At 49.0% G+C, this 19839-nt stretch carries 17 protein-coding genes and 1 riboswitch; of the genes, 13 read left to right on the top strand and 4 right to left on the bottom strand.

The features are described 5' to 3' along the window. Positions 1-142: 142 nt before the first annotated feature. Both HP568_RS00845 and HP568_RS00840 read right to left on the bottom strand, forming a co-directional pair. The gene (locus tag HP568_RS00845) at positions 143-469 is read right to left on the bottom strand and encodes an ArsR/SmtB family transcription factor (RefSeq protein WP_048035183.1); all 327 of its coding nucleotides are present in this window, start codon (positions 467-469) and stop codon (positions 143-145) included. Positions 470-493: 24 nt separating this feature from the next. Further along, positions 494-2218: a SulP family inorganic anion transporter gene (locus HP568_RS00840; RefSeq protein ID WP_173628053.1), complete on the bottom strand. Its 1725-nt coding sequence runs from the start codon at positions 2216-2218 to the stop codon at positions 494-496. Positions 2219-2517: 299 nt separating this feature from the next. Between HP568_RS00840 and HP568_RS00835 the strand changes: the two genes are divergently transcribed. From HP568_RS00835 to HP568_RS00805, 7 genes are read left to right on the top strand one after another with little or no spacing between them, the layout of a single operon-like run. Continuing rightward, positions 2518-3117, top strand: a complete 600-nt coding sequence (locus tag HP568_RS00835) for a glycerol-3-phosphate responsive antiterminator (RefSeq protein ID WP_048035181.1) — start codon at positions 2518-2520, stop codon at positions 3115-3117. Next, positions 3095-3757 carry an HAD family hydrolase gene (locus tag HP568_RS00830; RefSeq protein WP_048035180.1) on the top strand — a complete coding sequence of 221 codons (663 nt, stop codon included), beginning with the start codon at positions 3095-3097 and terminating at the stop codon, positions 3755-3757. Before HP568_RS00835 ends, HP568_RS00830 begins: the two co-directional genes overlap by 23 nt. A gap of 6 nt (positions 3758-3763) precedes the next feature. Continuing rightward, positions 3764-4831, top strand: coding sequence for an ABC transporter ATP-binding protein (locus HP568_RS00825; RefSeq protein ID WP_048035179.1), 1068 nt, complete (start codon positions 3764-3766; stop codon positions 4829-4831). Next, complete coding sequence (locus tag HP568_RS00820) at positions 4831-5787, top strand: carbohydrate ABC transporter permease (RefSeq protein ID WP_048035178.1); 957 nt, start codon at positions 4831-4833, stop codon at positions 5785-5787. Before HP568_RS00825 ends, HP568_RS00820 begins: the two co-directional genes overlap by 1 nt. 26 nt (positions 5788-5813) lie before the next feature. Continuing rightward, the gene (locus HP568_RS00815; RefSeq protein ID WP_048035177.1) at positions 5814-6641 is read left to right on the top strand and encodes a carbohydrate ABC transporter permease; all 828 of its coding nucleotides are present in this window, start codon (positions 5814-5816) and stop codon (positions 6639-6641) included. Positions 6642-6688: 47 nt separating this feature from the next. Beyond that, on the top strand, positions 6689-8017 hold the full coding sequence (locus HP568_RS00810; RefSeq protein ID WP_173628052.1) for an ABC transporter substrate-binding protein: 1329 nt from the start codon (positions 6689-6691) through the stop codon (positions 8015-8017). 30 nt (positions 8018-8047) lie between these two features. After that, the gene (locus HP568_RS00805) at positions 8048-8773 is read left to right on the top strand and encodes a glycerophosphodiester phosphodiesterase (RefSeq protein WP_173628051.1); all 726 of its coding nucleotides are present in this window, start codon (positions 8048-8050) and stop codon (positions 8771-8773) included. Between the two features lie 54 nt (positions 8774-8827). On the opposite strand, the gene HP568_RS00800 is transcribed toward HP568_RS00805, so the two are convergent. Both HP568_RS00800 and ggt read right to left on the bottom strand, forming a co-directional pair. After that, positions 8828-10816 (bottom strand): methyl-accepting chemotaxis protein, encoded by a 1989-nt coding sequence (locus tag HP568_RS00800; RefSeq protein WP_048035174.1) that lies wholly within the window; start codon positions 10814-10816, stop codon positions 8828-8830. Positions 10817-10897: 81 nt separating this feature from the next. Further along, a complete protein-coding gene (ggt, locus tag HP568_RS00795; RefSeq protein ID WP_048035173.1) occupies positions 10898-12616 on the bottom strand; it encodes a gamma-glutamyltransferase in 1719 nt (572 codons plus the stop codon). A 182-nt stretch (positions 12617-12798) separates the two neighbouring features. Beyond that, positions 12799-12887, bottom strand: a riboswitch (cyclic di-GMP riboswitch). 249 nt (positions 12888-13136) lie between these two features. On the opposite strand from ggt, the gene HP568_RS00790 reads away from it, so the two are divergent. The 6 genes from HP568_RS00790 (at position 13137) to HP568_RS00765 (ending at position 19839) form a co-directional block, all read left to right on the top strand. Further along, a complete protein-coding gene (locus HP568_RS00790; RefSeq protein WP_048035172.1) occupies positions 13137-13754 on the top strand; it encodes an SET domain-containing protein in 618 nt (205 codons plus the stop codon). Between the two features lie 79 nt (positions 13755-13833). Next, complete coding sequence (locus HP568_RS00785; RefSeq protein ID WP_048035171.1) at positions 13834-15501, top strand: glutamine--tRNA ligase/YqeY domain fusion protein; 1668 nt, start codon at positions 13834-13836, stop codon at positions 15499-15501. A 121-nt stretch (positions 15502-15622) separates the two neighbouring features. Further along, positions 15623-16957, top strand: a complete 1335-nt coding sequence (locus tag HP568_RS00780) for an APC family permease (protein WP_048035170.1) — start codon at positions 15623-15625, stop codon at positions 16955-16957. Positions 16958-17582: 625 nt separating this feature from the next. Continuing rightward, positions 17583-18188: a QueT transporter family protein gene (locus HP568_RS00775; RefSeq protein ID WP_048035169.1), complete on the top strand. Its 606-nt coding sequence runs from the start codon at positions 17583-17585 to the stop codon at positions 18186-18188. Next, entirely contained in the window at positions 18185-19027 is an 843-nt protein-coding gene (locus HP568_RS00770; RefSeq protein ID WP_173628050.1) for an energy-coupling factor ABC transporter ATP-binding protein, read from the top strand. Before HP568_RS00775 ends, HP568_RS00770 begins: the two co-directional genes overlap by 4 nt. Continuing rightward, the gene (locus tag HP568_RS00765) at positions 19024-19839 is read left to right on the top strand and encodes an energy-coupling factor ABC transporter ATP-binding protein (RefSeq protein WP_173628049.1); all 816 of its coding nucleotides are present in this window, start codon (positions 19024-19026) and stop codon (positions 19837-19839) included. Before HP568_RS00770 ends, HP568_RS00765 begins: the two co-directional genes overlap by 4 nt.

Genomic DNA, 19839 nt, shown 5'->3' with positions numbered 1-19839 from the left:
ACTTCCGCCCGTAGGGTGGCTTTGGCTCGACGGTCCCCTTTTTGCAGTGTAGACGGCCAGAGAATCCCCCTGCTGGCGTGTCAGAGTCGAAGAGAACTGTGCTTTTTCTTCTCCTCCCCTATGTTGACTCAAACAAAAGAGATTATCCCTCATTAAAACGATCCAGCATCGAGATCGTATCAATCAAATGATTGTTAAAAATTTGTCTGGCCACACTCAATAGCTCAATGATCATCGGATCACGCAGCGAGTAGGTGACTTTGTTTCCGTCCTTCGTTCCGTACACGATATTGTTGTTCCGCAAAATAGCGAGCTGTTGGGAAACAGCCGAGCCTTCACTCCCGATGAGTGTCTGAAGCTCGTTTACATTCTTATCTCCTTCCGCCAGCAGCTCCAGAATCCGAATCCGCAGGGGATGTCCCAACGCCTTGAAAAAATTCGCTTTAAATTGCTGTAGTTCCAAATTCAATGACAGGTTCCTCCGATCGTAACATCATGTGGAAGTTTCAGTAGGAGCGGACAGGTGCGTGCATTCACGGAAGGCAAAATGCTTGCATCCGAGGCACTTCGCAGTATCCAGAAGACTGAGGGCATACGCTATCGCGTCTCCAGTATGAGTAAAAAAGTGTGCTTCGCCTACGAGGCCATATAACCCCGTACGCTGCAAGATTTTCTTGGGGCCAGATTGGATTCCAGAAATAAGGACTGTTGTCCCCTGGTCCATACCTTGTTTCACAATCCGGGACAAATTCGCTTCCCCGGTCATGTCCATCAGGGGGACTTTTCCCATCCGCAGCAGCAATACCTTTGGTTGTCGCTGAAGGGTTTGCGTGAGGGAGCTTTCAAACAAGTCGGCATCCCCGAAAAACAGCGGCCCCTCAATCGTGTAGATGCTGATTTGCGGGCAATCGTGATCCTCGGTAACCATATGCGGCATAACCTTGTCGTGCTTGGACGAGGGGTCAGGCAGCACCTGAGCTACCCGCAAGCTATCGCGCGTTCGTTTGACAAATAACAGGATAGACAGCACCAATCCCACTTCAATGGCGACGGTTAAATTGGTGAAAACGGTCAAAAGGAAGGTGAGCACCAGGACAAGAGAATCGCTCGTCTTCGCTTTTAGCATGTGGGCAAATTCCTTGCGCTCACTCATATTCCAGGCAACCAGCATCAAGATCGGCGCCATACTCGCCAACGGAATATGCGAGGCGTAAGGGGCGAACAGCATGAGGATGAGCAAAACGACCAGACCATGAATGATGCCAGACATGGGGGAGGTTGCCCCGGTTCGAATGTTGGTGGCTGTTCTCGCAATCGCGCCAGTAGCCGGAATTCCCCCAAATAACGGGGTCACGATGTTGGCAATTCCTTGGCCGATTAATTCCCGGTTGCTGTTGTGGCGACTGCGTGTCATCCCATCGGCGACGACAGCGGACAATAAAGACTCTATCGCTCCTAGTATAGCAATGATCAGGGCTGGACTCAGTAACTTTTGGACTCGTTCCCATGTGATTTCAGGAAAATGAAAGCCGGGTAATGTACTCGGTATCTCTCCAAAGGTGGAGCCAATCGTCGCTACCTTTCCTTCCAAAAAGAGGACGGAAACGATACTAGAGACTACGAGTCCAACGAGAGAGGCCGGTATGCTTCGGAGGAATCGAGGAGTCACCAAAATAAGGGCGAGACTCAAGAGAGCGATGGCTACGCTGTATACATGAATCGTGTTCAGATGAAGGAGAATTTCCCACATGTTGGACAAAAAATCCTCATGTCTTTGCAACTGCTCCAGGCCGAGAAAGTTGGCAATTTGACCGGAGAAGATGATAACGGCAATCCCCGAGGTGAATCCGATGATGACGGGGCGCGGAATGAATTTGATCAGCCCTCCCAGCCGTAGAACCCCCATGAGAACAAGGAGAATCCCTGCCATGAATCCGGCAAGGAGCAAGTCTGCATAACCGTATTGCATGACGATTGCAAATAAAATCGGGATAAAAGCGCCAGTAGGTCCTCCGATTTGAAAGCGGGAACCGCCAAAGAGAGAAATCAATATTCCGGCGATAATGGTCGTGTAAATCCCGTATTCAGGCTTTACTCCGGAGGCGATAGCAAATGCCATCCCCAATGGTATTGCGATAATGCCGACGATTAACCCTGATACACAGTCTTTTCGAAAGGAAACGAGATCGTAGCCTTCGAATCTTGGTGCCCACTTCATGATTGCAACCCTTCTCTTTTAGTATTTTCGAATATTTGATTATTTGAATATAGATGGATCATACATCCGCTCTTCCATTCCGTCAATTCCATCCTTACAGGAACTTTTCCGTTTATTAACATTCGCTTCAAGATTCCTTAACGCTCGTACAGTACCATTCAAAGTAACAAGTGAACACATCCCTTCGGTTGGAGCCATGGAGAAACCCCCGACAGCCTTTCCAAGCACTTTCATCGAGAGTTCTTTGGCATTGTCATGTCGCAGGGTTTTTTGTATTGGACATAAGGAGGCTAAAGCGAGTGAACCAGGAACAATTTCATGCAAGACTGGCACAGTACAAGCTAATCGCTTCCGTAAAAGAAGCGAAGTACCTGGAAAAAGCGGCAGAGGCAAATTTGAGTGCGGCGGTACTCTCGATTGGCAACATTGGTGTGATCAAAGGCTACGTGGATTATTTTAAGTCGAAAAATATCCCTGTATTTCTTCATTTGGAGCGGATTGGCGGAATCAGTCATGACCGGGAAGGCATCGCATTTCTGGCGCATTACGTCAAGCCAGACGGGATCGTCACTACGCGCAATACACTGGTCAAGCTGGCGAAAAAGCAAGGCCTGCTGACGATTCAGCGTTTGTTTTTGGTCGATAGCGACTCGATTAAATCAGGCCTGACTTCCCTGCAAGATACACAGCCTGACGCTGTTGAGCTGATGCCTGGTTTGCTTCCGGAGTTTATCGAAGAATTTCGAAGTGTGATCGATACCCCGATTATTTCTGGCGGGCTGATTCGCAAGCGGGAACAGATGGAGGAAGTATTAAAGCATGGAGCGACAGCCGTTTCAGTCGGTAGCCCCCTGCTGTGGAAGGAGTGTAAGAACCTTGATTCAAGCGTTGTTATTTGATTTGGACGGGACCTTGCTGGACAGTCGGGATGCGGTCGTGGATGCTGTTGCTTTTACTGCTGAGCAGTATGCACCGGGACATTTTAGCAGGGAAGAGCTGCTCGCGCGTTTTGGCGAATCGTTTGATGATTTTTTGGCGGCAGTTGCTACAGCAGCAGGCGTCCCTGACAAAAAGGAAGTGCTACAGAGATACTTCGCCTATGTGCGGGAGCATCATGAAGAACACGTCAAACTGTTTCCATTTGTTCGCGAAGGGTTGGAAAAGCTGAAGGCGGCGGGTTTCACGATGGCAATCGTCACGAACAAGCAACGGGAGTTTACATTGGCTGGTCTGGAGATGGCGGGGATTGAGCATCTGTTTGAGGCAATCGTCACCGTCGATGATGTATCACGAGGCAAGCCGTCGGCTGAGCCTGTACAAAAAGCTTTGGGAGCGCTGGGTAAAAGTCCCGAGCAAGCCATGATGATCGGTGACAGTCGCTATGATGTATTGGCTGCGGTAGGAGCAGGCGTGCAATCTGTCGTGCTGGAGTGGTACGGACAAGAGAAATGGCTCTACGCTTCTCCGGATTACCGCTACGCCGATTTCGAGACATTTGTTACGGAAATGCTGGCCGCAAAGGCACAAGGAGGGAAATAAAATCAGATGGCACGTGTGGTGTTGGAGAAGGTAACGAAAGCCTTTCAGAATCAAAGCGTGGTCAAAGGATTGGATTTGGTCATTCCAGACGGCTCCTTTACGGTTCTGGTAGGTCCGTCCGGCTGTGGGAAATCAACCACACTCAGGATGATCGCTGGCTTGGAAACAGTGACGGACGGCAAAATCATAATCGGTGATCAAACAGTGAACCAATTGCCACCTGGCAAGCGTGATATTGCGATGGTTTTTCAAAATTACGCCCTCTACCCAACCATGAACGTGTACGACAACATCGCCTATGGCTTGAGAAACCGTGGAACATCGAAAAAGGAATGTCAGGTGCTGGTAGAGGAGATCGCGGAAATCGTCGGGCTATCCGATTATCTCAAGCGCAAGCCTTCTCAGCTCTCCGGTGGTCAAAGGCAGCGTGTTGCACTCGCGCGGGCCATGGTGAAAAAGCCAAAGGTCTTCCTGATGGACGAACCGCTCTCCAATCTCGATGCGAAGCTGCGAAATCAGATGCGCGTGGAATTGACGAGCCTGCACAAGCAGCTCGGCAGCACCTTCATTTACGTGACACATGATCAGGTAGAGGCGATGACCATGGGGGATCAGATCGTCGTCATGAATGACGGACACATTATGCAAGTAGCGACCCCGATGGATTTGTATCAGGAGCCGGAAAATCTGTTTGTTGCCCAATTTATCGGTTCTCCGCCGATGAATATTGTTTCTGCGGAGGGCAAGAGTGAGCACGTATGGGGATTCCGCCCGGAAAAAGCAGTGTTGTTGCCTGTTGGTGTCTCTGCCATTACGAGCGAAGAGATGTGGAACGCACGAGGTCAGGTCGTATCCAGAGAAATCCTCGGCTCAGACACGCTCCTTCATGTAGAGACGGAAAAAGGCAGGGTCATCGTCAAAGCCGACTCGGAGGTAGCGATGCAGGTCGGCTCCTCGGTCACGGTCACTGTACCGTGGGAGTACATCTATGTGTTCGAAAAAGGGAGCGGGAAACGAGTGGGGCGCATGAGTGGACGAGAGCCTGTATCGACACGTGCAGGAGGGGATAGCTGATGCGAAAAGCGGCAACTGTACAGGAGTTGCCGGGTGTAAGCCAGTCGAAAACAGCAGTGCGTTCACAGACATTTGTATGGTCTGACCTCGCATCCCGACTGCGTCCGTACTTGTATCTGGCACCCGCATTGATTTGCTTTGTCCTGTTCTTCTTTTACCCGATTGGCTCGATCATTTATTTGAGCTTTCAGGACTGGTCATTGATCAATTTGGAGCAAATGGAATGGGTAGGCTTGCAAAACTATCAGGACTTGATGGTAGACGGAGATTTTCATCAAGTATTGGGAAATACCGCGGTCTTTACGATTGCGACAGTGGGGATCGGCTTGACGCTATCCTTTCTGCTCGCCCTCTGGCTGAACAAAAAGGCAAAGGTGTACGGCATTATTCAGGCAACTGTTTTCAGTCCTCACATCATTTCGCTGGTATCTGTCTCGATGCTGTGGATGTGGCTGATGGACCCGCAGTTTGGCTTGTTGAACGCAGGACTGGAAGCGGTCGGATTGCCTGCGTATACGTGGCTGACTGACCCAAAAAGCTCCTTATTATCACTGATTATCGTCAGCATTTGGAAAGGTGTCGGCTATAACACGCTCATATTCATCGCAGGACTGCAAAGCATTCCGGGCGATATATACGAGGCAGCAGCGCTCGATCAATCGCCATGGTGGCGAACGCTGAGACGGATTACGATACCGATGCTGTCACCGACGATTTTCTTTTTGCTCATTATCAATACGATCTCATCCTTTCAAGCGTTTGACACGATTGCCATTATGACGCAGGGTGGTCCAATCAATAGTACAAACATGCTTGTCTACTACATTTACGAGCAGGGCATGGACTTCTACAATGGCGGGATTGCTTCGGCTGCCTCTGTCATTTTGCTGATACTGGTAGGGATTTTAACAGCTTTGCATTTCCTGGTGATGTCCAAGCGCGTGCATTATCGCTGATGAACTCGTGAGAAAGGAGGAGCAGCATGTATCGAGTGGTTTTGGCTTCACGCAAGACCGTGGAATGGATTGGACTTTTGATCGTGGCTTTCCTGTTTGTGTTCCCGTTTCTGTGGATGGCATCGACGGCTTTCAAAACGATGCCAGAGGTTCGGCAATTTCCCCCGACGCTTTTGCCTGAGACGTGGGAGTGGAGCAACTTCGCCCAAGCGTGGGAATCAGGTCCGTTCCTTATGTATACGTGGAACAGCATTCTGGTGGCGGTAGGGATTTTGGTCCTGCAATTTTTGACGGCGGTGCCTGCGGCTTACGCTTTCGCACGCTACAAGTTTCCCGGTCGCAATCTGTTGTTTGGTCTTGTCTTGATTGTCTTGATGATTCCCGGACAAGTCATCTTTTTGCCGATTTACGTGCAATTGAGTGGCTGGGGGCTCGTCAACACGCTATGGTCGCTCATCCTGCCGTACGCAGCCAGTGCTTTCGGAATCTTCCTGCTCAGGCAAGCATTCATGCAGGTGCCCGATGAAGTGATCGAGGCTGCACGTCTGGATAACGCGTCCGAATGGAAGATCATGTGGACAATCATGGTCCCGATGGCGAAGCCAGTGCTGGTCACTTTCGGACTATTCAGCTTTATTTACCACTGGAACGACTATTTCTGGCCGCTGATTATGACCAACAGCGACGAGGTACGCACCTTGCCGATCGGAATATCCAGCTTGCACATGTCCGACGGCGGAACCTTGTGGAACGTCATGATGGCGGGCAACATGATTCTTATTCTACCGATTCTCGTGATTTTCTTCGTGGCACAACGGCATATTATCAAAGCGTTCATCTATCAATCCAAATAATAATAGGAAGTCAAATTATTGGATCACAATAGGGAGGAAATCAAACCATGTTTTCATTGAAAAAGACTGGAACGATTCTATGTGCATTGACTATCGGTTTGTCAGGTGTGTTGGCTGGATGCGGATCATCTGGTAAAGAACAGTCTACGAGTACAGGCAGCACTTCTCAGCCAGCAGCGTCTACAGAATCCAGCGGCCCTGTCCAAATTGATTTCTGGTATGCGTTGGGTGGCGTTCGTGGGAAAACCATCGAGGATATGGTCAAAAAATTCAATGAAACACATAAAGATATTATCGTCAAACCAGCCTACCAAGGTGCGTATCAAGAGAACCACTCCAAGGTACTGGCATCTGTAGCAGCGGGCAACAATCCAGATGTCACGATGGTCGAGATCGCTTCGATCGCAGCATTTGCGGATGCAAAGGTTTTGGAAGATTTGACGCCATACTCGCAAGGGGATGAAAAGAAGTACATTCCAGGTCTCATGAAAAACTCTTATTGGAATGACAAGCTGTACGCAGTGCCATTTAACCGCTCCACCCCACTGTTGTACATCAACCGCGATATGTTAAAAGAAGCAGGACTTGATTCAAACGGTCCGAAAACATGGGATGAGCTCGTCAGCTTCTCGCAAAAGCTGAGCAAAAAAGAAGGAGACAAAATTACCCGGTACGGCTTCTCGACGCCTGTTGATATCTGGTTCTACGAAGCGCTTGTTTTCCAAGGCGGAGGTAACATCCTGAGTGAGAACGGCAAGGAGCTGACAATCAACAACGAAGCAGGAAAAGCACCGCTTGAGCTCTGGTCCAAAATGGTGAAGGAAGGCATTATGAAAAACCCTCCAGGAGAGAACTACAATGCGTGGGATGTAGCGGAGCAAGACTTCCTGAATCAAAAAGTGGGCATGATTTTCACCTCGACAGGTTCCTTGACGGAATTGAAGAAAAATGCCAAATTTGACATGGGTGCAGCTTTCTTGCCAGCCAATAAAACGTTTGGTACGCCAACGGGCGGCGCGAATCTCGTGATGCTGGCAAAGTCGACCGATGCAGAGAAAAAAGCAGCGTGGGAGTTCATGAAGTGGATGACCGATACCGAGCAAACGGTTCCGTGGTCAATCGCTTCCGGTTATATGCCTGTCACGACAGAAGCCATTGATTCGGCTGAAATGAAGGCATTCTACGAAAAAGAGCCAAACTTCAAGGTCGCGGTAGATCAACTGCAATACGGCTATCCACGTCCAATGGCTCCAGGCTACAAAGAATTGCAGGATGTGATCCAAAAAGAATTGCAGCGTGCGATGCTTGGCCAAGCGACTGTTGATGAAGCGATGCAGACGGCAACGGAAAAAGGCAGCAAGCTTTTGAAGAAATAACAGAAACGAAATGATAGAGGAGCTGGCGAAATGAACATTTGTATGGCACATCGCGGGTGGTCAGGTAAAGCCCCGGAGAATACAATGACAGCGATTCGACTGGCTTTGGCAGAGCCAGCTATCAAAGCAATGGAAATTGATGTTCAACTGACGCGTGACGGTGTTCCGGTGCTGATTCATGACTTTACGCTGGAACGCACGACGAATGGCCGCGGTCTGGTCATGGATCATACCTTGGCCGAGATGCGTGAGCTGGATGCAGGTAGCTGGTTTGGTGACAAGTTTGCGGGCGAAAAAATCCCTACACTAGAGGAAGTGCTGATCGCAGTAAAAGGTCGCTGCACGCTAAATATCGAGTTGAAAGCAACGAGTGACATGTACCCGGGTATCGCTGAAAAGGTGCTCTCGCTTGTAGAAAGGCATGGAATGAAGCAAGAGGTGCACCTGACTTCATTTGACCACGATTTGATCCGTCACGTCCGCACACTCGATCAAGAAGTGGAGACAGGCCTAATTGTTTATGGCCGCCCTGTACTCATGCTGGAACAGATGGAGGCAGCAGGTGCTACGATCCTCTCCATGGGATATCCGTTTCTGAATCGTGAGCTAACAGTAGCCGCGATTGAAAAAGGCTTCAAAGTCATCGCGTGGACGCTGGATGATCCGAAGCATATCCGTGAAGTCATTTCGTGGCATCCCGAGATTCAAATTTGCACGAACCATCCTGACCGGATGTGGGTGTGTAAGCGCAAGTAGGAAAGAGCCGCCGAGCAGTATGCCAGGCGGCTTTCTTTCTTTTCGTTAATTGGACTATATCTTGAATTTACTTACATGAGATTGCAGTTCTTCGGCTATTTTTGCCAGGGAAGAAGCTGATGAACTGACTTCTTCCATAGCTGCCAGTTGTTCTTCTGTGGCGGCCGACACGCTTTGTGTTCCGTCAGCAGAATTCTCCGCTACTTCTTCAATGACACTGACCAATTCTACCACCTGCTTGGTGCCCAAAGACATTTGCTCAGAATAAGCCTTTACTTCTTGAATTTGGCTTGCCACCTGCGTGACAGCATCTTGGATCTGTTCGAAGGACTTGCCTGCATGGTTAACGACCGTAAGTCCAGTGGCGACCTCTTGGGTGCCCTGCTCCATCGAAAGGACAGCCTGGTTGGATTCGAGCTGAATCGTCGTAATCAACAGTTTGATCTGTTGCGCTGATTGTGCGGACTGCTCAGCCAATTTGCGCACTTCGTCTGCCACCACGGCGAATCCGCGCCCCTGTTCACCAGCTCTCGCCGCTTCAATAGCTGCGTTAAGCGCTAACAGATTTGTTTGTTCAGCTATGGCGGTGATGACTTGGACGATTTGCCCGATTTCCTGCGAGCTGTTCCCTAATCGTTTAACGATATCGGCAATGTTACCGACAGTGCTCTCGATCGACTGCATCTGGCTGATAACGACCTGAAGGGCCTGATTGCCTTCCACTGCAATTTGGGAAGCGTCCAAAGCTGATTCGGCAGCTTGCTGTGCATTCGTGGCAACCTGCTGAGCCCCTGTCGATACGCCTTGAATTGCGGTGACACTATCCTCTACACTCTTCACTTGCTTTTCCGCACCGTACGCTACTTCCTGAATCGTGATTGCAATTTGCTCGGTAGCCTTGCTCGTATGGTCGGCGTTGACCGACAATTCCTCTGCTGAAGAAGCAAGATCTGAAGCTGTATCATTTACTTGTTGAATAATCGTTCGCAGGTTGAGCACCATTGTGTTTACGGATTGGGATAGCTGTCCAACCTCATCCCTGGTTCGAATTTGCAAGGGTTGTACAGTCAGTTCACCCTCGGAAATGCGATTAGCCACAGAGGCAACTGCCGCAATAGGGCGTGAGATTTGCAGGGAAACAGCGTATGCGATTGCGATCACAACAGCAACAACAGCGATGACAATGATCGTAACCATGGTGGTAACGGATGAAACCGCAGACGTTATGGATTCGACAGGGATATGCAGATACAAACCAAAGTTGGTCTTGGGAATGGGGGAATAGGTGACAACGTATTCCTTGCCGTTGTCCGAGTAGCTGTATGAGCCCTTTTCTGTTTTTCCTGATGTAAGGATTTCCTGTAATGGTTGCGGCAGAGCGGATTCCTCAAGCGGTTTTCCGATCAGATCCTCGGTAGGATGGTACTGAATCTGGTCCTTGTTATCAACGAGAATCGGATAACCATCGTTGCCTACTTTCAAATCTTTGAGAAATGTAGCTGTGAAGTCATCTACATTGACGAGCCCGGTCAAAACACCAAGCTTCTCATTGTTTTTCGCTTTTACAGGGGAAGCGACGATGATAGAGCGATTGCCGGTTGTTTTCGCAACAAGAACATCGGAGAAGCTGGACTTGTCCTGCATACCGTCTTTGAAGAATTGGCGCTCGGCAAGATTGATTCCAACGCTTTTGGGGAACGTATCAGCCGTTACTTTTCCATCGCTTGCGATAAACGTATTTCCGTCATACAGTTTCATTTCCTCGGTAAACTTGCGGATGAATTCATTTTTTGCCGCTGCATCATCGGATTGAATATCCGCGGTACGGGCTAAAATCTGAATTTCTGTCATACGCCGATCCAGATATTGATCCATAGCTATGGCTGTACTGGAAGTAAGGTCAACATAGGATGATTTTTGTTTATCAATCAGAATGGATGAAAAGCTGCTCGTGATAAACAACGAAACGGCAGTAAGTGGAATGACGGCCACGACGAGAAACCAAAGAATCATTTTGTTCCTGAGCTTGTTGAACAAAAACATAGGGTTTTTCCACTCCTAATCCGTGATTGCGAAATAGAAACAGGTAGACTGCTGAGATTTACTCAGCAGTCTGACAAAATATCAATATCCCATTGCAGCGCCTTCACCGCGAGGGTCAGCACCGCCAAATTTTACATTGGTTTGCGGGTCAATCAGGATTGCGCCGGACTGTCCCATCGTATCGGTATAGGCTGCTTCCAGCTTTTCTACTGGATGCCCACGTTTAATCAACTCGTCCAGGACTTCTTGAGGGATGCGGCTTTCCACCTTTAGATTGTTGGAAGAAGATCCCCAGTTGCGTCCATGCAGCCATCTCGGCGCTTCGATTGCGTCTTGCACGCTGAAACCAAAGTCGATGATACGCGTGACGAGAGCGGCTTGCGTTTGCGGCTGTCCTTCTCCCCCTTGTGTTCCGTAGAGAAGATAAGGCTTGTCCCCTTTAAAGAGCATAGCTGGGTTAATTGTGTGGAAGGTGCGTTTTCCTGGTTCCAAGTGATTGATGTGTTTAGGGTCCAAAGAGAAATAGCTTCCGCGGTTTTGCATAAGGATGCCCGTATCTTTCGCTACGATGCCGGAACCCCAGTCAAAATAGTGACTCTGAATGATGGACACTGCATTTCCATCTTTGTCGACGATCCCGAACCAGGTTGTATCTCCTTTTGGATCAAGCGGTTCTACGGATTTGGCGGCTTGCTTCATATCAATGCGCGCAGCTAAATCTTTCCCGTGCTGCTTGGACAACAGTTCATCCACAGGGATATCCACAAAGGCAGGGTCAGTCAGCCATTTGTCGCGGTCAGCAAAAGACTGTTTGGTAGCTTCTACAATCGTGTGATAGTAATCGGGTGTTCCTTCACCCATGCTCTTGAGGTCAAAGTTATTCAAAACATTAAGAATAGAGAGCGATGCCATGCCTTGGGAGTTAGGCGGAACATTGTACGCTTTGTAACCGCGGTAGTCTACCGAAATTGGATCTGCCCAAGTGGAGGTGTGCTTCTCAAAATCTTTCAACGTGAGCAATCCACCGTTGGCTTGCATGTCTGCTACGATTTTTTTAGCAACTTCTCCTTTATAAAAACCGTCAGCGCCTTTTTTTGCAATGATTCGCAAAGTATTGGCAAGATCCTTTTGTTTGAGAATTTCGCCTGCTGCATAAGGATCGCCGTTTGGCTTCAGGAATGTTTTACGGAATCCATCAAAACGTTGAAGGTTTTTCAAGTCATTGTCAGTTGGATCTGTCGCGTATTTCGTCCAATATACTTGGTTAGGGGTGACTGGATATCCATTCTCTGCGTATCCAATGGCAGGCTCCAGCAGTCTGTTCCATTGAAGCTTACTGTTGCCCATGCTTTTATGGGCGTAGTTGTACGCCTCCCACCAGCCGGAGACGACACCAGGGACAGTGTTTGCCGATTCATAACCGCGGGACGGGATTTTTTCGTAGCCTTTGTTTTTGTAATAGTCGATGGTTGCCTTTTCGCCTGCGCGACCACTGCCGTTCAGCGCCTTCAGCTCTTTGGTTTTGGCATTGTAGATGAGCCAGAAGTTATCTCCACCAATGGATGTGTAATGAGGATAGACGACAGCTAATGTGGAAGCGGCTGTAATAGCAGCATCTACTGCATTTCCACCGTCTTCCAATGTTTTTAGGGCCGCAGCCGTAGCCAGATAGTGAGGAGTCGTCACCATTGCGTTCGGTGACATCGATGTTGGACGGTTAGCAGCTTGTACCCCAGAGAATGTTGATAGCCCGATGACAGCAGTCAGCGCGACGGTCGAGAGTTTCTTCCAGAATGACATTCCTATGAAACCTCCTTCATGATGAATAAAATAATGTTTTCATTAAACCGGCTATCCGCTGTTGCCTCACCTCCTTTAAAAGTTAAAAATACACAATCATACAAAAATAGACAAAAATAGACATTGTGAGCGCAAAAAAAGACCAATGATATAGGATCATTGGTCTCGTCCTACATCAATACTTCGGTAGCTGGCAAGCGTGTCCGCTGTTACGGAGGTAGCCCCTATAGCTTTGCGTCGCCGGATTTCCCCGGGTATGCCGTTTCGATATCAATGGTTAAAGTAGAAAATTGACACATAAACTGATTCGATCGTTGTGGGAAAATGTTCCTAAAACTCCGTTTGCCAATAATATAGACTATTTACCATTTGTGGTAAATAAGAAAAATTATTTTCATCCAGAAAAATAGTCAGGAATGCTATGAGGAAGGTTGTTTTTCGCAGACATTCACACACCTCCTGGGGCTGAACTGCTTATGATGATAAAAAGGCACATTCGCCAAGGAGTGAAACAAAGACCATGATGCATCCCGATACAGAATTGCGCTATATCAACGATGAGATCGGGTACGGTGTGTTTGCGACAAGGTTTATCCCAAAAGGAACGATTGTATGGGCACAGGATAATTTGGACCAGGTATTGGACCCGGGATTTGTGGAAAGACTTGATTCATTACGAAAACAGGACGTACAAAAATATTCGTTCAAGAACCAGTTCGGAAAGTACATTCTTTGTTGGGATAAGGCAAGGTACGTGAACCACAGCTTTCATGCGAATTGCGTGCCGACCATGTATGATATGGAATTGGCTGCACGGGATATTCAGCCGGGTGAAGAGTTGACTGATGATTATGGAACGTTAAATCTGGATGAACCTTTTGATTGTTTGCCCGAGTCCGACACGGAACGCTCCCGCGTAATGCCCGATGACTTGCTTCGATATTACCCGCAGTGGGATCGGATTGCTGCGGAAGCCTTCCAACGTTTCAATCATGTTGAACAGCCTTTGCTGCATCTGATTTCCCCGAAGCATCTCGAAACGATTCGTGGGATCACGGAGCAGCGCGTTGCCATTGATTCTGTCATTCATCTGTATTGCAGGTCACAATGGCAAACGAGGCAGCAATGGAAGACGTGAGCGGGTCGGTCAACGACCCGATTTTGTTGAACTCTGGGTAGAGAATCAGTATTATGGAATGTAAAGGTGAAGTGAAAGGTTGATTTCATTGGAAAACAAGGTAGCGGCATCCAATTTTATCCGCAATATCATGATTGATGACTTGCAAGAGGGCAAAGTAAAGGAAATCATTACCCGCTTTCCCCCAGAACCGAACGGGTATCTTCATATTGGACATGCAAAAGCAATCTGCCTCAACTTTGAGTTGGCACGTGAATTTTCTGGCAAGGCCAACCTTCGATTTGACGATACCAACCCGGTAAAGGAAGACATCGAATACGTAGAGGCCATCAAAAGGGACGTTCAATGGCTTGGCTTCGAATGGGACGGGCTGTTTTTTGCATCTGATTACTTTGAAGAGATGTACAACCGGGCGGTACTGTTGATTAAAAAAGGTCTGGCTTATGTAGACGATCTGTCTCCCGAAGAAATGCGTAAAATGCGTGGGACATGGACAGAGCCTGGCACAGATAGTCCGTTCCGCAACCGATCTGTGGAGGAAAACCTGGACCTGTTTGCACGGATGCGCCAAGGGGAATTCAAGGACGGAGAAAAGGTGCTGCGTGCGAAAATCGATATGGCTTCTCAGAACTTCAACATGCGTGATCCGGTTCTGTATCGGATCTCCCATGCAACGCATCACAACACGGGCGACAAATGGTGCATCTATCCGATGTACGACTTCGCTCATCCGTTGGAGGATGCCATTGAGGGCGTGACACACTCCCTGTGCTCACTGGAATTCGAAGATCATCGTCCGTTGTATGACTGGGTAGTCCGCGAGTGCGAAATGGAGAAGGTACCACGCCAGTACGAATTTGCTCGCTTGAATCTGACCAACACCGTTATGAGTAAACGCAAGCTGAAACAGCTTGTCGATGAGAATGTAGTAGACGGCTGGGATGACCCGCGTATGCCAACCATCGCAGGCTTCCGTCGTCGTGGCTATACACCGGAAGCAATTCGTACATTCGCTCGTGAAGTAGGGGTAGCGCGCGCTAACAGCACGGTTGACGAAAAAATGCTGGAGTATTTCATCCGTGAGGACCTGAAGCTGAAGGCGCCACGTACGATGGCTGTTTTGAATCCGTTGAAGGTCGTCATCACGAATTATCCGGAAGGACAAGTCGAGATGCTCGAAGCGGAGATCAATCCAGAGAACCCGGAAATGGGCAATCGTGAAATTCCGTTCTCCCGCGAAATCTACATTGAGCAGGACGACTTCATGGAAAACCCGCCGAGCAAGTATTTCCGCCTGTTCCCGGGAAATGAAGTGCGTCTGAAGCACGCGTACTTCATTAAATGCAATGACGTTGTGAAGGATGCAGATGGCAACGTGATCGAGATTCATTGCACGTATGACCCTGAGACGAAGAGCGGCAGCGGTTTTACAGGTCGTAAGGTAAAAGGTACAATTCACTGGGTAGATGCAACCAATGCGGTTCCTGCTGAATTCCGTTTGTACGAGCCATTGATTATGGATGAGGAAGACGCAGAGGGTACTTTCCTCGACAACGTTAACCCGAATTCGTTGGAAGTGCTGCAAGGCTATGTGGAGCCAAATATGAAAGAAACCAAGCCACAAGACAAGTATCAATTTTTCCGTCATGGCTATTTCAATGTCGATCCGAAGCATACGACAGATGATAAGCTCGTATTCAACCGGATTGTATCGTTGAAGAGTTCCTTTGAACTGCCAAAAGCCTAGGAATTACTTATAGAAATCAAGCGCTGCTGTGCATGGAGAACCCGTGTGCAGTAGCGCTTTTTTCTTTCGTGATTATAAATCAACGTGTATAATTATTCTGTTACATAAAGGGGGACAGGTAGTGAACGGGAGAGCAGAACTAACACGTAGTTTGAAGTTGCGGCATATTGTCGTAATTGGACTGGGCTACATGGCCCCGATGGCCGTTTTTGACACCTTTGGCATTGTTTCTGGAGAAACGGGGGGGCACGTTCCTGCTGCTTATGCAGTCACACTTCTTGCGATCCTGTTTACGGCGGCAAGCTACGGAAAGATGGTACGGCTATTCCCTTCAGCAGGGACCGCGTATACGTATACGCAACAAACGATTCATCCCTATGCAGGATTTTTGGTAGGCTGGGCGTCTTTGCTGGATTATTTGTTTTTACCGATGATTAACGCCTTGTTGACGGGAGTATACCTATCATCTGTGTTTCCTGACGTGTCGACAGCGTGGTGGATTATTGGCTTCATTGTATTGGTGACGGGGTTAAACGTATTTCGCGTAACGGTAACCGCATCCGTTAACTCGTTTCTGGTACTGTTTCAAGTCGTGGTCGTCGTGTTGTTTGCGGGATTGGCAATCCGTGGCCTTATGCAAGGTGACGGGCTTGGGCAAGTATTCAACCTGCGGCCATTTGTGTCACCGGATATGTCTGTCATTGCCCTGCTTTCAGGTGCGTCGATTCTTTGCTTTTCCTTCCTTGGCTTTGATGCCGTAACCACGCTAACGGAGGAGACCGTCGATGCGAAAAAGACGATTCCTCGCGGGATTATGCTCGTAGCACTCGCAGGAGGAGCGTTATTTATTACAGCATCTTATTTCATGCAATCATTATTTCCTGATGTTTCGGTATTGTCTGATCCAGAAGCAGCCTCTGCGGAGATTGCTTTGTTTATTGGTGGGACGATCTTTCAATTGGTGTTTTTAGCGGCAGCGTTGTCTTCGACACTGGCATCCGGGCTCGTATCTGTCACGAGCGTAACGCGCTTATTGTACGCAATGGGGAGAGATGGATTTTTGCCGCAACGCTGGTTCGGTTATGTTCATCCGAAGCTGAGAACTCCATTGCTTAACGTCTTGCTGGTCGGAGTGTTGATGCTGTTCGCTCTGTACATGGATTTGCTAACCGCCACGTCCTTTATTAACTTCGGTGCGCTGATCGCCTTTAGCTTTGTAAACATCAGTGTAATAGCGTACTATTTCCGCAAACAAAAGAACAAGCATATCAAGGATTGGTGGGGCTTCGTGTTGTCTCCACTCATCGGGACAACGTTCATCGCCTTTTTGTGGGTCAACCTGGAAGCAACGTCCATGATGCTCGGCTTGCTCTGGACCTTTGTTGGCTTGATCTATTTGTTGTATTTGGTGAAGGTCAAGAAAACCAATTTGGAAATAGTGAGGTTTGAGGAGTAGAGGGGAGTGGCTGTAGTGGGGAAGAAGTGTATTTCCAGTCTACGCTTCGGCCTACGCCCTGCTGTGGGTGGGGACTGTCCGCTTCGGAATGAATGGCCGGAGCGCTTCAAAAGTAGAGTTTCGAGGATGTACTCGCAGAGGTTGAAGCTGAAAACCCCCGCCATTCATTCCTACGCTAAGCTGGGCTCCAGAGGCGCTTGGACTGAAAATGCACTTCTTCTCACGTGGCTTTGGTAACAATATTTGAAAGTGAATTCAGGAGGGAGAGAGAATCATGACTCTCTCTTTTTTATTTTGATTCTCCCTAATTAAAGCAGGGGAAAAGCAAACAGCTCGCAGAGGAAACAGGAGAAAACAGCGAAACACGCCTTTAAGCGTCCACCTCTGAAACACATCCTGAACCGACCACTTTGGACGCGGTTTCGCTTTTTGCATGGAGTCGGGCAGTCAATCCCCCCAGGGGGTGGCCCTAGAAGCTGAGCGTTTTCTCCTGTTTCCTCTCCACCACTACAGCCAGAACCAATGGTTTTACCCACCCTCTTCTAGACGATCCAGTAAAGAGAGAGTAAACTGGCTACAGGAATATTCCAAACATTAACACTTGACACGAGGAGGGTTTATTCTGATGTTTTCGACTCTGTTCCGGCGGAAATGGACGACAGTGGATTACGTCCTGATTGTCGTTACTGCCGCGCTCTACGCTGTTGCTATTATTATGCTTGCCAATATCAAGCTCATTCCTTCCGTACCCATCCGTCCGGCCAATGCCCTTCAGCCCGTATTTGGCATGTTATTCGGCTTGCCGGGATGCATTGGTCTTGCCTTTGGAAATATGGTCAGTGATTTGTTAACCGGAAGCGCACCGCCTCATGCGATTGCGGTCGGTTTCTTTTCTAATTTTATGGGGGGCTTTATCGGGTTGCTTGCTGTGAGTCATCCTGCACTGAAAACAAAACGCAGCGTCCTTCAATATATCGTGTTTGTTGTCATGATCAGCTCGATTGTGGTAGCGTGCGCGATTTTGATTAACGTGGCACTGGGTCTGACACCAAAAGAAGTGGCGGTCTGGTACATCCCAACCGTGTTCTTGAACCAAGCCATTTCCACGGCGATTCTGGGACCAATCCTCTTGAAGCTGTTGTACCCATTCGTGAAGCGCTCTGGACTATACCGGGGCCGTCCCTTGCAGGAATTCAACTATCTCGGAAATGAAAGCAGGATCGCAAGGTGAGAACAGAACCATTGCTGCGAGTAAACGGAGTCTATTGGCACTATGAAGAGGGAGCACAGCCTGCGCTAGCGGACATTCATCTGGCGCTTGATCCAGGGGAAGTAGTCGGTATAGTCGGGCCTGCTGCCGCAGGGAAAACGACGCTGCTATTAACCATGTCGGGTCTGATTCCGTCTAACTACGGAGGACACTTCGTGGGGAGTGTCGAGTCCACAAGCGAGCAAGGCATCGTTTTTCAGGACCCGGAAACCCAGTTCATCGGGCTGACTGTCGAAGAGGAGCTTGCCTTTTCGCTTGAGAATGCCGGGTGGTCGGACGAGCGAATAGAACGACGAATGGCAGAGGTACTCGATCTGATCGGATTGAACGGCTTTGCTACTCGTTCGCCTCTTGAGCTTTCGGGGGGAGAAAAGCAGCGGGTGGCAATTGCATCCGCTCTTTCCCACAGTCCGCAGGTGCTCATTTTGGATGAGCCTACTTCTGAGCTAGACCCGGTGGGAGCGCGGGAGGTCTTCTCGCTTCTTGCACGGCTGAAGCAGGAAAAAGAAATGACGATTGTGGTATCGTCCCATGCGACAGAAGAGCTCGCGGCCTTTTGCGACCGAATGATTCTGATTGCAGAGGGGAAAATCGTGTTGGACCAGCCGACTCGGAAATTTTTTGCCCAAGTGGAAGTGTTGGACGAACATGGCATATTGGTCCCGGATGTCATCCGACTTTATCACCTGCTATGCCAGGAAGGCGTCTTGTTGGCGTCCTCTGCTGGTGTTCCCTTGACTGTTGAGGAGCTGGCACTCCACTACAAGGAAGCCCAGCTCGTTCGGGAGGGAAGCCTGTGAGTGTCGTCATTGAATTTGATGAGGTGTGGTATGGCTATGAAAAGGAAAAGCCGGTGCTGCATGGCGTTTCGCTCCAACTGAAACAGGGAGAATTCGTCGCGATCATCGGGGGGAATGGTTCCGGTAAAACGACATTGGCCAAGCATTGTAACGGTCTGTACAAGCCGACACAGGGTACCGTCAAAGTGAATGGTCTCGATACCAAGGCGTTGAATGTTGCCCACCTATCGAGAATCGTGGCGTATTGTTATCAAAATCCTGATCATCAAATCTTTCATTCGACCATCAAGGCGGAGGTAGCATTTGGGCCCAAAAACATGGGCTGGCCGCCTGAAAAAATAGAGCAAGCTGTCGCGGAGGCGTTGGCAGCAGTGGGGTTATCCGACAAGGGCGAAGAAGAGCCTCATTTTTCGAGCAAAGGCACGCGGCAAAAGATTGCGGTGGCTTCGATTTTGGCGATGAAGCCGCAGGTGATCGTGCTGGACGAACCTACGACCGGTCTCGATTACCGTGGCATGCAAGAAATGATGGAGCTGGTGCGGCATTTGCACGCGGAAGGTCATACGATCATCGTCATCACGCATGATATGCGTTTGGTAGCGGAGTACGCTCAACGAGTGATCGTTATGCATAAAGGAAAGCTGCTATGCGACGGGGACCTGCAGCACGTATTTTCACAGCCGCAAGTATTAGCTGCTGCCCAAGTAGAAGCGCCTGCCATGTATCGTTTTGGGAAAGAAGTGGGTGTCCATGATCCGATTCCACTCACGCTGACCGCGATGAAAAAACAGTTGCTGGGAGAGGGGATCTAA

The sequence above is a fragment of the Brevibacillus sp. MS2.2 genome (genome assembly GCF_013284345.1).
In the GTDB taxonomy this organism is placed as follows: Bacteria; Bacillota; Bacilli; order Brevibacillales; family Brevibacillaceae; genus Brevibacillus; species Brevibacillus brevis_C.
This window is presented reverse-complemented; position numbering and strand designations above follow the sequence as displayed.

Coding starts and splice junctions, on each gene's coding strand:
- HP568_RS00840 (WP_173628053.1), bottom strand. CDS start 2,218: ATGAAGTGGGCACCAAGATTCGAAGGCTACGATCTCGTTTCCTTTCGA.
- HP568_RS00800 (WP_048035174.1), bottom strand. CDS start 10,816: ATGTTTTTGTTCAACAAGCTCAGGAACAAAATGATTCTTTGGTTTCTC.
- HP568_RS00810 (WP_173628052.1), top strand. CDS start 6,689: ATGTTTTCATTGAAAAAGACTGGAACGATTCTATGTGCATTGACTATC.
- HP568_RS00815 (WP_048035177.1), top strand. CDS start 5,814: ATGTATCGAGTGGTTTTGGCTTCACGCAAGACCGTGGAATGGATTGGA.
- HP568_RS00790 (WP_048035172.1), top strand. CDS start 13,137: ATGATGCATCCCGATACAGAATTGCGCTATATCAACGATGAGATCGGG.
- ggt (WP_048035173.1), bottom strand. CDS start 12,616: ATGTCATTCTGGAAGAAACTCTCGACCGTCGCGCTGACTGCTGTCATC.
- HP568_RS00825 (WP_048035179.1), top strand. CDS start 3,764: ATGGCACGTGTGGTGTTGGAGAAGGTAACGAAAGCCTTTCAGAATCAA.
- HP568_RS00805 (WP_173628051.1), top strand. CDS start 8,048: ATGAACATTTGTATGGCACATCGCGGGTGGTCAGGTAAAGCCCCGGAG.
- HP568_RS00820 (WP_048035178.1), top strand. CDS start 4,831: ATGCGAAAAGCGGCAACTGTACAGGAGTTGCCGGGTGTAAGCCAGTCG.
- HP568_RS00775 (WP_048035169.1), top strand. CDS start 17,583: ATGTTTTCGACTCTGTTCCGGCGGAAATGGACGACAGTGGATTACGTC.